Consider the following 12456-nt stretch of genomic DNA (forward strand, 5'->3'; position numbering starts at 1 on the left):
CGCCTACTCCGCCGGCTGGAGCTCGGCCGGCTCGAAGCGGTAGGTGGTCGAGCAGAATTCGCAGGTGACGGCGATCTCGCCGTTTTCCTGGCTGGCTTCGATCTCCTCGGCCGAAAAGCCCTTCAGTACACCCTTGATCTTGTCGCGCGAGCAGCTGCAGCGGTCGAAGACGGCGCGCGGTTCGTAGACGCGGACGCCGCGCTCGTGGAACAGGCGGAACAGCAGCCGCTCGGTGCCGACAAGCGGGTCGGTCAGTTCATCGGCGTCGATGGTTTCGACCAGCGAACGGGCTTCGACCCAGGCATCGTCCTCGCCATGCGGGCGGTTGCCGGTGTCGCCGTCGCCGCCGTGGAGATCCGGCTGGCGCATGCGCTCCGGCGCTTCCGGCAGGAACTGGGCGACGAGGCCGCCGGCCCGCCAGCGATGGCGCGGCTTGCCGGCATCGTCGCGATCGAAGAGCTCGGCCGCGGCAAGGCGCACGCGCGTCGGGATCTGCTCCGACTGGCGGAAATAGACGCCGGCAATTTCTTCCAGCGTGGTGCCGTCGAGCGCGACGATGCCCTGGTAAGGCTGGCTGAACTTGCCCTGGTCGATGGTGAAGGCGAGCACGCCCTTGCCGAGCAATTGCTCCGGCTCGGTTTCACCAGACTCGATCGCCTTGTTGAGCAGCGCCTGATCGAAACGGGCATAGGCGCGGACATTTTCCGGCGTCGAGAAATCGGCGACGAGAAGATCGACCGGGCCATCGCCCTTGGTCTGCACCGTGAACTTGCCGTCGAACTTCAGCGAGGTGCCGAGCAGCACCGTCAGCACGACGACTTCGGCAAGCAGCCGGGCAACGGGTGCGGGATAATGATGACGCTCGAGGATCGCATCGAGCATCGGGCCGAGCTGGACGGCGCGACCGCGCACATCCAGCCCCTCCACCTGGAAGGGGACGACATGGTCATCGCCGGCGAAATCGAACTGGCCGAGGGCGGCTGCAGCTTCTGCCATGGCTTTCACTCCTAGTTTTCAGAGCGATGGGCCAGCGTGCCCTTCGCTCACGCGGTCGCGAGTTTGTAACTCGCGACGTCCGATTATGGTTCAGATCGCGCCCAGGCACCAAGCAAGAATCGACTTCTGCGCATGAAGACGGTTTTCCGCCTCATCGAAGACCACGGATTGCGGACCGTCGATCACTTCGTCCGTCACTTCCTCACCGCGATGGGCGGGCAGGCAATGCATGAACAATGCATCATTGCCGGCTTTCGCCATCAAGGCCGCGTTGACCTGATAAGGCTGGAAGACATTGTGACCCCGGGCCCGATGTTCCTGATTCATGGAGACCCAGGTATCGGTCACCACGCAATCGACGCCGGCGACCGCACGGTCGGCATCATGGCAAAGCATGATTTCGGCGCCCTCATTGCGGGCCCAGTTCAGATAGTGATCCTTGGGCTCGGAGCCAAGGGGTACGGCCATGTTCATGCGGTAGCCGAAACGCGCGGCACCCTCGACCAGCGAATGCAGCACATTGTTGCCGTCGCCGGTCCAGGCGATGGTCTTGCCCTTGATCGGGCCGCGGTGCTCTTCGAAGGTCATAATATCGGCCATGATCTGGCAGGGATGGGTGTCATCCGTCAGCGCATTGATGACCGGCACGGTCGCATGCTGGGCCAGCTCCAGCAGGCGCGAGTGCTCGGTGGTGCGGATCATGATCGCATCGACATAGCGCGACAGCACCTTGGCGGTGTCGCCGATCGTCTCGGCGCGGCCGAGCTGCATCTCGGTGCCGGACAGAAACAGCGTTTCACCACCGAGCTGGCGCATGCCGACGTCGAAGGAGACGCGGGTGCGCGTCGACGGCTTCTCGAAGATCATCGCCAGCATCTTGCCGGCGAGCGGCTTGTCGCCCGTGCCTGCCTTGAAGGCCTGCTTGCGGGCGAGCGCATCGTTCATGATCGTTCTGAGATCGGCGGATGTGACCGCCGAAAGATCGAGGAAGTGTTTAGGGCTCATATCGTCTTCTTACCTGTGCTGCGCCCGAAGGCGGCAATTTCTTCAAGCCGTCTTCTTGACCTTGGAAGCGCGGATGCTCTCGGCGGCGCGCTCGATGCGGACGAGCCCCTCGCGGGCTTCCTCGGCGGTGACCACGAGCGGCGGAAGAAGGCGGATGACGTTGTCGCCGGCGGGTACGCCGAGCAGATGGGCGGCGCGGATCGCCTGCAGCAGTTCAGCCGAGGGAACGGCGGCCTTGATGCCGAGCAAAAGGCCCTCGCCTCTGATATCCTCGATCACATCGGGATAACGATCCTTCAGCGAGGCGAGGCCCTGGCGGAAGACCAGTGCGACGTCGCGCACCTGCTGAAGGAAGCCATCGGCGAGGATGATGTCGAGCACGGCGCTGCCGACGGCCATGGCAAGCGGATTGCCGCCATAGGTCGAGCCATGCGTGCCGGCCTTCATGCCGGAGGCGGCCTCGGCGGTGGCAAGGCAGGCGCCGAGCGGGAAACCGCCGCCGATGCCCTTGGCGACAGCCATGATGTCGGGGGTCACGCCCGACCATTCATGGGCGAAGAGCCTGCCGGTGCGGCCGACGCCGGTCTGGACCTCGTCGAGGATCAACAGCAGGCCGTTGTCGTCGCAGAGCTGGCGAAGCGCCTTCATGAATTCAGGGGTGGCAGGGCGGACGCCGCCCTCGCCCTGTACCGGCTCGATGAGGATGGCGGCCGTGGCCTCAGTGATCGCGGCGCGGACCGCTTCGATATCGCCGAAAGCCACCTGATCGAAACCCGGCGCCTTGGGGCCGAAACCTTCGAGATATTTCTCCTGGCCGCCGGCGGCGATCGTCGCCAGCGTCCGTCCGTGGAAGGCGCCTTCAAAGGTGATGATATGGAAGCGCTCGGGATGGCCCTTGGAAAACTGATAGCGGCGTGCCGTCTTGATCGCGCACTCGAGCGCCTCGGCGCCTGAATTGGTGAAGAACACCTTATCGGCGAAGGTGGCGTCCGTCAGCCGTTTTGCCAGGCGCTCCTGACCGGGGATCTCATAGATGTTCGACAGGTGCCAGACCTTGTCGGCCTGCTCCTTCAGCGCGCCGACCACATGCGGATTGCTGTGGCCGACGGAGGTGACGGCGACGCCGGCGCCGAAATCGAGATATCGCTCGCCGGTTTCGGTGATCAGCCATACGCCCTCGCCTCGCTCGAACCGCAGCGGGGCACGAGAATAGGTGTCATAAAGCGGCGTGGCTTCAGCCATTGCGCGATCTCCATCAAAGTTGCCGGGCAATGACTCCGGCTAAGGAAACCAGGCCCGAAAAATTAAAAATGCCGCCTTGCGGCGGCCACTGGCACTATTTCCTTTTCGCGCTGCAATGTCAACAAAACTGCGCCCTTAGCCTATGCAGCAAGGGTGTACAGCGGCATTCTCAGTCTTCAACAGGCATTATTGCAGAAATGACACGCAGAGGCAGCAAGTTGGGGAAAACTACGAATTCGATTCATCCGGATTCATGCGACTCTTGTCACGGAGTCAGCCTCACACTAGGTTAAAGATCAATTACTAGACTGCATGCGGCGGAACTAGTCACCAAAATTGATCAAGCGTTTCTTGTTTCGGAGCTCCCGGGACAACGGTGAGGGATTCTGCCATCACCAACGCAAAAGGTGGAGACAGGGCATGAACTGGACAGACGAGCGGGTCGAGAAACTCAAGAAGCTTTGGGCCGAAGGACTGAGCGCCAGCCAGATCGCTGCGCAACTCGGCGGGGTCAGCAGAAACGCGGTCATCGGCAAAGTGCACCGGCTAAGCCTTCCGGGCCGCGCCAAGGCCGGCGGCACCAACACCGCGGCGCGAACGCCGAAACGCAATACATCGGCGCCGCGCGCGCCGAACTACGCCTCCCGGATCACCACCCGCACCGTTACCCGCCAGCAGGGCGCGACGATGCTGAAGGAAGAGATCGAGATCGAAACGATCGAGGAAATGGAATACGTGCCGAGAGGCAATGTGGTGGTGCCGATTTCGCGCCGCCTCGGCCTGACGGAACTGACCGAGCGCACCTGCAAGTGGCCGGTCGGCGATCCGCTGAAGGACGACTTCCACTTCTGCGGCTGCGAGTCCCCCGACAATTCGCCCTATTGCAGCTATCACCAGAAGCTTGCCTACCAGCCGGTCAACGAACGCCGCCGGGCGGCAGCGCGGGCAAGCTGAACGCGGGCAGCCATCGTCAGTATGTAGAAACGGGCCGAGTGGCCCGTTTTTTAATGCGCGGATGGAAGCTCAGGCTTCCCTCCGTCATGCTCGGCCTTGTGCCGAGCATCTGATCACCTCAACTACTTGAGGGAAAACCGTTTATTTTCAGATGCTTAATTTGGCGTGCGCAGATCCTCGGCACAAGGCCGAGGATGACGTCGCGGGCTTTGCCAGGGCTTTGTCAGCAGGCTCAGATGGAAGCCCTCAGGCTTCCATCGAATAACCGGCGCCGCGGACGGTGCGGATAACGTCCTGCATGTTGGAAAAATTCAGCGCCTTGCGCAGGCGGCCGACATGGACGTCGACGGTGCGCTCGTCGACATAGATATCGTGGCCCCAGACGCCGTCGAGAAGCTGCGAGCGGGAGAAGACCCGGCCCGGCGACGACATCAGGAATTCCAGCAGGCGGAATTCGGTGGGGCCAAGGCGGACTTCGCGGGTCTTGCGATGGACGCGATGGGTCTCGCGGTCGAGCTCGATGTCACCGCATTTCAGCACCGTCGACAACACTTCGGGACGGGCACGCCGCAGCATTGCCTTGACGCGGGCAACGAGCTCGGGGGTCGAGAAGGGCTTGACGACATAATCGTCGGCGCCCGTCGACAATCCGCGGACGCGCTCGCTTTCCTCGCCGCGCGCCGTCAGCATGATGATCGGCAGGCGCTCGGTTTCCGGCCGCATACGCAGGCGCCGGCAGAGCTCGATGCCGGAGACGCCCGGCAGCATCCAATCGAGGATGAGAAGATCGGGCGTGCGCTCCTGAAGCCTCATTTCGGCTTCGTCACCACGAAGGATGGTATCGACCTCGAAGCCTTCCGCTTCGAGATTATAGCGAAGAAGCACGCTGAGGGCTTCCTCGTCTTCAACAACTGCAACTCTCGGGATCATGCGTCTCGATCTCCTCGCGCATGATCCTTAAACCAGGGTGATTTAAGCAATGCATCCTGCGCAAATTCAGAAATTGGCTGCGACCTCTTTGCGCGCCCGGACGGGCGCGCACGCAATTGACTGGTGTGGGCGTTATTCGGTGACCGCGCCGACGGTGTTGGCGCTGTCGTCCTTCGGACGATCGCCTTCCGGCTGCGCGCCTGTCGCCATGTAAAAAATCGTCTCGGCGATGTTGGTGGCATGGTCGCCGATGCGCTCGATATTCTTGGCGCAGAAGAGAAGATGCGTGCAGCTGGTGATGTTGCGCGGATCTTCCATCATGTAGGTCAGGAGTTCGCGGAACAGCGATGTGTACATCGCGTCGATCTCGTTGTCGCGTTCACGGATCGCATTCGCCTTGTCGGCTGAACGATTGGTGTAGACGTCGAGCACTTCCTTGAGCTGGACGAGCGCCAGTTCGGACAGATGCTCGAGGCCGCGAGCGAGCTTGCGGGGAACGCCGGTGCTTTGGACGGCGATGACGCGCTTGGCAGTGTTCTTGCCGAGGTCGCCGACGCGTTCGAGATCGGCGGCGATACGGATCGAACCCATGATTTCACGCAGGTCCGAGGCCATCGGCTGACGGCGGGCGATCGTGACGATCGCCTTATCGCCGATTTCGCGTTCGGCGTGATCGAGGATCACATCGTCAGAGATGACCTTCTGCGCCAGCGCGGTATCGCCGTTGACCAGCGCCCGCACAGATTCGCCGACCATCTGCTCGGCCAGGCCGCCCATTTCGGAAATCCGCCTGGACAGGAACTTCAAATCATCATCATAGGCAGAAAAAATATGTGTCGATGCCATGGGCTTTATCCTCGAATAACGGGAAGGCTTGGTGTCGCCAAAATCAGCCGAAGCGACCCATGATGTAGTCCTGGGTGCGCGGATCGTCGGGATTGGTGAACATCTTGTCGGTGTCGTTCTCCTCGACGAGATTGCCGAGGTGGAACATGGCGGTGCGCTGCGAGACGCGCGCGGCCTGCTGCATGGAGTGGGTGACGATGACGATCGTGTAGTTCTCGCGCAGCTCGTGGATCAGTTCCTCGACCTTGGCGGTGGCGATCGGGTCGAGCGCCGAGCAGGGTTCGTCCATCAGGATGACTTCCGGGCTGACGGCGACGGCGCGCGCAATGCAGAGGCGCTGCTGCTGACCGCCCGACAGGCCGGTGCCGGATTCATGCACGCGGTCCTTGACCTCGTTCCAGAGGCCGGCGCGCTGCAGGCTGGTCTCGACGATCTGGTCGAGATCGGCCTTCGACTTGGCAAGACCATGGATGCGCGGGCCGTAGGAGACGTTTTCATAGATCGTCTTCGGGAACGGATTCGGCTTCTGGAAGACCATGCCGACGCGGGCGCGAAGTTCGACGACGTCGATATCGGGATCATAGACATCGTCGGTGTCCAGCGTGATCTTGCCGGTGACGCGGCAGCCGTCGATCGTGTCGTTCATGCGGTTGAGGCACCGCAGGAAGGTCGACTTGCCGCAGCCGGACGGGCCGATCAGGGCGGTTACGGTGTTTTCGCGAACGTTCAGGTTCACATCGAAAAGCGCGCGCTTCTCGCCGTAGTAAACCGAGACATCCTGGCCGATCATCTTATACGGGACGTTGCTCATCTTCTGATCCAGCGCCTTCTCAACTGCAGCTTCCGTCAACATGTTCATGATCTTGTAACTCCGTTTACCAGCGGCGCTCGAAGCGACGACGCAAGAGGATGGCGCCCATGTTCATGACGATCAGGAACAGGAGCAGGACGATGATGGCACCCGAAGTACGCTCAACGAAGGCACGTTCGGCCTCGTTGGCCCACATATAGACCTGTACGGGCAGAGCCGTCGAGGGATCGAGCGGTGTCGTCGGCGCATTGGCGACGAAGGCGACCATGCCGATCAAGAGCAGCGGCGCGGTTTCGCCGAGCGCGTGCGCCAGGCCGATGATCGTGCCGGTCAGGATGCCGGGCATGGCGAGCGGCAGCACATGGTGGAACACCATCTGCATTTTCGAAGCGCCGAGGCCGAGCGCTGCGGCGCGGATCGACGGCGGCACGGCGCGCAGTGCCGCACGCGTCGCGATGATGATCGTCGGCAGGGTCATCAGCGTCAGCACCAGGCCGCCGACCAGCGAAGCCGAGCGCGGCAGGCCGATGAAGTTGATGAAGACGGAAAGACCGAGCAGACCGTAGACGATGGAAGGGACCGCGGCGAGGTTGTTGATGTTGACCTCGATCAGGTCCGTCAGCTTGTTCTTCGGCGCAAACTCCTCGAGATAGATCGAGGCGGCGACGCCGATCGGCAGAGAAAGCACGAGCACGATCAGCATCAGGTAGAGCGAGCCGATCAGGGCGACGCCCAGGCCTGCGGCCTCCGGACGGCTGGAGTTGCCGTTGACGAAGAGGCCGGTGTTGAACTGCTTGTGGAGAGCACCGCTCGCCTTCAGCTCGTTCATCCAGCCAACCTGCTTGTCGTTGACCTTGCGGTTCTTCTCATCGACCAAGAGGTCGATCTGGCCCTTGTTGGCGCTGTCGACATTGGCGTCGGCGAGCACCGTGACATTGACCGTCTTGCCGATGATCGACGGATCGGCGATCACCATATCGCGTAGCTGGATCGGCGCACTCTTCGACAGCATGGCGGATGCATCGCGCACGTCGGGACGGCTCGAGGCATTGATGTTCAGCTGCTTGACGATCGCGTCACGCAGGAGAACCGGATAGTTGGCGGCGATCAGCACCGAAGGGTCGGTCGCACGCTTATTGTCGGGGTCGATCGTCTTCTCAACGAATTCGATCGGCAGGGTGATCGCCGTCTGCTGGAAGGCGGTATAACCTTTGCCGATCACCGTCCACAGCAGGATGAAGAGGAAGACGAGACCGAAGGTGATGGCGGCGATGCCATAGGCCTGGAACCGGCGCTCGGCGGCATAGCGGCGCTTGATGCCGATATCGCGGCGGGCTGGCGCCTTGGAAACGGTGACGCCGGCGGTGGGAGAAACAATATCCGTCATTCGTACTGCTCCCGGTATTTGCGCACGATGTAGAGCGCATAGATATTGAGGCAAAGCGTGATGCAGAACAGGGTGATGCCAAGGGCAAAGGCAACCAGTGTCTGCGGCGAGGTGAACTCAAGGTCGCCGGTCAGCTGGTTGACGATCTTGACGGTCACCGTCGTCATCGGCTCGAAGGGGTTGATCTGGATGCGGGCAGCCACACCAGCGGCCAGCACGACGATCATGGTTTCGCCGACGGCGCGCGAGGCAGTCATCAGCAATGCGCCGACGATGCCGGGAAGGGCTGCGGGCAAGACCACTTTCTTGATGGTTTCGGAGCGTGTGGCACCAAGACCGAGCGAACCGTCACGCAGTGACCGCGGCACGGCGGTGATGATATCGTCCGACAGCGAGGACACGTAAGGGATCAGCATGATGCCCATGACGATACCGGCCGTCAGAACGCTCTGCGCCTGAATGAAATTGCTGTAGTTGCCGGAGAGAAGGCCGCTGACCTGGGCGGAGAAATCGCGCAGGAACGGGCCGACGGTGACGAGCGCGAAGAAGCCGTAGACGATCGTCGGAATGCCGGCGAGCACTTCAAGCAGCGGCTTGGCGATCGAGCGCACCTTCATCGAGGCGTATTCGGCCATGTAGATGGCGGCAAAGAGGCCGACCGGCACGGCGACCAGCATGGCGACCAGGCCGATATAGATCGTGCCGAGCAGCAGCGGGATAAGGCCGAACTGACCGAAGGACGAGCTGCCGGCGCCGGCAAAGCGCGGATCCCAGACGGTGCCGAAGAAGAAGTCCATGGCGGGAACGGCCGCAAAGAAGCGGGCGGCTTCCGACAGCATGGAGAGCACGATGCCGATCGTCGTCAGAATGGCGATCGAGGAGGCGAGCAGCAGGCCCCAGAGCATGACGCGCTCGACCCGGTTGCGGGCGCGGAAGCGGGGAGCGATGGAGCGCAGCGCGTAGAAGGCGCCGGCAACGGCGAGAGCGAAGACGATCGCCGTCATGGCGATGCGGCTCGTCATGCTCATGGCGTTGAGCGTCCTGGCGGCGTCGATCATGTAAGGCAGCGGCTGGCTGGCAAGCGGCACGCCCTTTTCGAGGAGCTTGGCCTGCAGCGCAGCCGGATCGTTGCCGACCGCAGCAGTTTCATCCGATGTCAGCATCGTCAGGCCACGGGCAACCGTTGCCACCGTCGAATAGCCGAGATCCTGCTCGACCGAGACTTGAGCCCTGATGTCTTCGGGAAAAGCGCCGCGAACCGAGGACTGGATGATGCCGGGGCTGATGGAGAGCCAGAGGCCAAGGACGATGAGGGCGGGAAGAACTGCCCAGATCGCCGCATAGGCGCCGTAATAGGCCGGCCGTGAATGCAGTGAGGAGGATCTGCCTCCGGCAAGCGCCGTGGCACGGTTGCGCGCGACCAGATAGGCGGCGACTCCGATCACCATAAGGCACAAAAGTATGATGGATGTGCTCATTCGTTACGTCCCCAGGCCCATAGCCCCAAAAAGCCCGGCAGCTTGATCAGCCTGCCTTCAGCTTCCAATCATGGAGAAGGAATTCAACCCTGCAGCTCCGGAACCGCCGGCGCGCAGGGCATAAGCAATGCCGGCGCGGACCAAAAGGCACCGCGCCGGCAAAAGTCATTACATAGCCTTACCGGCTTCGACGTCCTTGCGGATCGCTTCGCGCTCGGCATCCGGAGCGGCAACCAGGCCGTATTCGACGAGCGGGCTGTCAGGGCCGATCATCTGGTCGGATACGAAGAAGTTGACGTATTCCTTCAGGCCCGGAACAGCGCCGAGATGTGCCTTCTTGACGTAGAAGAACAGCGGGCGGGAAACCGGGTAGGTGCCGTTGGCGATCGTTTCGGTGGACGGAACGATACCGCTCATGCTCGCGACCTTGAGCTTGTCGGCGTTGTTTTCGTAGAAGGAAAGGCCGAATACGCCGACGCCGGTCTTGTTGGCGGCAATGCGTGCGAGGGTTTCCGGATAGTCGCCGTCGATGTCGACAGCAACGCCGTCCTTGCGGACTGCGACGCAGGCCTTGCCCTGGGCAGCCTTGTCGGCGATTTCCTTGGCGATGACGTCGGTTGCGCCAGAGGCCTTGCAGCCGGCAGCGAGAACGTTCTGTTCGAAGACTTCGCGCGTGCCGTGCTTTTCGCCCGGGATATAGGCGGCAATATCAACAGCCGGGAGCTTCGGGTTGACTTCCGACCACTTCTTGTAGGGGTTGGCGACGAGCTTGCCGTCGACGACGACCTGGGCTGCGAGGGCCTTGTAGATATCGGCAGGAACGTAAGCGAGATCCGGGTTGGAAGCGTCGGTTGCGAAGACGATGCCGTCATAACCGATCTTGACTTCCTGGATGTCGGTTACACCGGCAGCCTTGCAGGCTTCCACTTCGTTCTTGTTGATCGGACGCGAGGAATTCGCAATGTCGATGGTGTCTTCGCCAACGCCCTTGCAGAATTCCTTCAGGCCAGCGCCCGAGCCGCCGGATTCGACGACCGGCGTCTTGAAGTTGGTGAAGGTTTCGCCGAAGGACTCGGCAACGATCTTTGCGTAAGGCAGGACGGTGGACGAACCAGCGATCTGAATCTGGTCGCGGGCGACGGCAGCGCCAGCGAAAGCAGCAGTTGCAGCGAGCGCGGCAACGGTGAGCTTGAAGGTGTTCATTAGAAATCTCCCGGCATTTGGGCTTGTGTGAGTGCGGCCATTAGAGAGGCCCTCGCAGTGCCTTTTTTCATCGGCGGGACTCTCTTAGCTCTTGAAGCCTCGTCCTTTTATGTCAAATCGATGAAACATTTGTGACAATACAAGATATTGATTTAAAACAATAAAATTATGCAACGTAAAAGTGTTGCGACATATGGTCAGAAACGGACGGTAAAATCGGTCCCCTTGCCGACTTCCGACTTGACGATCAGCCGCGCCCGGTGGCGGGTGAGGATGTGTTTGACGATCGCAAGGCCGAGGCCGGTGCCCTTTTTCGAGCGGCTGTCCTCGATGCTGACGCGGTAGAAGCGCTCGGTCAGGCGCGGCACATGTTCCGCCGGAATGCCCGGACCTTTGTCGACGATGCTGACCTCGACCGGCTGGCCGGTGCCGTTCTTCAGCCAGACATCGACGATCTCGCCTTCCTGGCCGTATTTGCAGGCATTTTCCATCAGGTTCTCGAAGACCTGGACGAGTTCGTCGCGGTCTCCCAGCACCTCGACCTTGCCGTCGGGCAGATGCAGGTTGATGTCGACGCCGACATCCCTTGCCAGTGGCACAAGCGCGTCTCTGACATGGCCGAGCAGCGGCACCAGATCGACCTTCTCATCCGGCGCGATGTGCGATTTCAGCTCCAGGCGGGAGAGCGACAGCAGGTCGTCGACCAGCCGGCTCATGCGCGTCGTCTGGTCGAGCATGATATTGAGGAAGCGCGCCTGCGCCTTCAGATCGTTCTTCGCCGGCCCCTGGATGGTCTCGATAAAGCCACGCAGCGAGGCAAGCGGCGTGCGCAGCTCATGGCTCGCATTGGCGACGAAATCCGACCGCATGCGGTCGATGCGGCGGACCTCCGATATATCGCGGAAGGACAGGATGAAATAGCGCTCACGTGGCCCGTCATCGGCCGCGAATTCGACGGGTGCGCTGCGCACGATATAGACGCGCTCGGAGGGCAGCCGCTCGGCATGCTCTATCTGGTTCGGCGCGTTGGTGGCGATGGTTTCGCGCACCATGTCGAGCACGCCCGGCGAGCGCAGGCGGGCCGATATATGGGCGCCGAGCGCCACTTCGCCGAAGGCCTTTTCGGCAGCGCGGTTCTGGAAGAGCACCGAGGCATCGTCCGAGAGCACCATGACGGGGATATCGAGGCCGGCAAGCGTGGCGGAAACTTCAGGCAGGCGGCTTGGCGGCAGCTCCGGCTCGATCTCGACCGGCTCGGCGGGTTCCGCCTTGATGATGGGCGCCTCGTTGAAAAGCGCGGTGAGGATCATCATAAGCAGCAGGACAAGCACAACCCACTTGTTCATACCGGCGGCAAGCGCGGCGAGCGCGCTGAGGATTGCCGCAAGCAGCACCGGCCGTTCGCGCCTTATGCGCGCCAACAGGCTTTTTCTCCATGGAGTTTCGTCTGGCAAGTGCCCTCGCGGCGTCGATTCGTTTTTCTTATATTGGAACTCTGCCTGATAGCGGCAATTCATGACAGAAGTTTTCGGCCGGCCGCTCCGAAGTGAAAAGCCGCAGCCGAACCCACGAAAAATTGCCGATCGACCGCGAGAGATTTGATT

11 protein-coding genes are annotated in these 12456 nt (G+C 61.8%); 1 reads left to right on the top strand and 10 read right to left on the bottom strand.

Annotated features, from left to right (window positions below):
* Positions 1-3: 3 nt before the first annotated feature.
* The 3 genes from OIU37_RS16515 to OIU37_RS16525 form a co-directional block, all read right to left on the bottom strand.
* Positions 4-996 (bottom strand): Hsp33 family molecular chaperone, encoded by a 993-nt coding sequence (locus OIU37_RS16515; protein WP_018244649.1) that lies wholly within the window; start codon positions 994-996, stop codon positions 4-6.
* 90 nt (positions 997-1086) lie between these two features.
* Positions 1087-2001 (bottom strand): ornithine carbamoyltransferase, encoded by a 915-nt coding sequence (gene argF / locus OIU37_RS16520; protein WP_064648672.1) that lies wholly within the window; start codon positions 1999-2001, stop codon positions 1087-1089.
* Positions 2002-2043: 42 nt separating this feature from the next.
* A complete protein-coding gene (locus OIU37_RS16525) occupies positions 2044-3243 on the bottom strand; it encodes an aspartate aminotransferase family protein (protein WP_264258077.1) in 1200 nt (399 codons plus the stop codon).
* A 420-nt stretch (positions 3244-3663) separates the two neighbouring features.
* Here OIU37_RS16525 and OIU37_RS16530 point away from each other — a divergent pair, with 420 nt between their 5' ends.
* Positions 3664-4197, top strand: a complete 534-nt coding sequence (locus tag OIU37_RS16530) for a GcrA family cell cycle regulator (RefSeq protein ID WP_171601711.1) — start codon at positions 3664-3666, stop codon at positions 4195-4197.
* Between the two features lie 246 nt (positions 4198-4443).
* Here OIU37_RS16530 and phoB read toward each other — a convergent pair whose 3' ends face one another.
* From phoB to phoR, 7 genes are all read right to left on the bottom strand, one after another.
* Positions 4444-5127 carry a phosphate regulon transcriptional regulator PhoB gene (gene phoB / locus OIU37_RS16535; RefSeq protein WP_003545181.1) on the bottom strand — a complete coding sequence of 228 codons (684 nt, stop codon included), beginning with the start codon at positions 5125-5127 and terminating at the stop codon, positions 4444-4446.
* 132 nt (positions 5128-5259) lie between these two features.
* Entirely contained in the window at positions 5260-5973 is a 714-nt protein-coding gene (gene phoU / locus OIU37_RS16540) for a phosphate signaling complex protein PhoU (RefSeq protein ID WP_003545180.1), read from the bottom strand.
* 43 nt (positions 5974-6016) lie between these two features.
* The gene (pstB, locus tag OIU37_RS16545; RefSeq protein WP_168312375.1) at positions 6017-6832 is read right to left on the bottom strand and encodes a phosphate ABC transporter ATP-binding protein PstB; all 816 of its coding nucleotides are present in this window, start codon (positions 6830-6832) and stop codon (positions 6017-6019) included.
* Between the two features lie 16 nt (positions 6833-6848).
* Positions 6849-8171, bottom strand: coding sequence for a phosphate ABC transporter permease PstA (gene pstA, locus OIU37_RS16550; RefSeq protein ID WP_180693879.1), 1323 nt, complete (start codon positions 8169-8171; stop codon positions 6849-6851).
* Complete coding sequence (gene pstC / locus OIU37_RS16555) at positions 8168-9649, bottom strand: phosphate ABC transporter permease subunit PstC (protein ID WP_264258078.1); 1482 nt, start codon at positions 9647-9649, stop codon at positions 8168-8170. Before pstC ends, pstA begins: the two co-directional genes overlap by 4 nt.
* 168 nt (positions 9650-9817) lie before the next feature.
* A complete protein-coding gene (locus tag OIU37_RS16560; protein ID WP_171601714.1) occupies positions 9818-10852 on the bottom strand; it encodes a substrate-binding domain-containing protein in 1035 nt (344 codons plus the stop codon).
* 197 nt (positions 10853-11049) lie between these two features.
* Positions 11050-12273, bottom strand: coding sequence for a phosphate regulon sensor histidine kinase PhoR (phoR, locus tag OIU37_RS16565; RefSeq protein ID WP_180693880.1), 1224 nt, complete (start codon positions 12271-12273; stop codon positions 11050-11052).
* Between the last annotated feature and the right edge of the window lie 183 nt (positions 12274-12456).

The organism is Rhizobium sp. BT-226, from assembly GCF_025847085.2.
Taxonomy (GTDB): domain Bacteria; phylum Pseudomonadota; class Alphaproteobacteria; order Rhizobiales; family Rhizobiaceae; genus Rhizobium; species Rhizobium sophorae.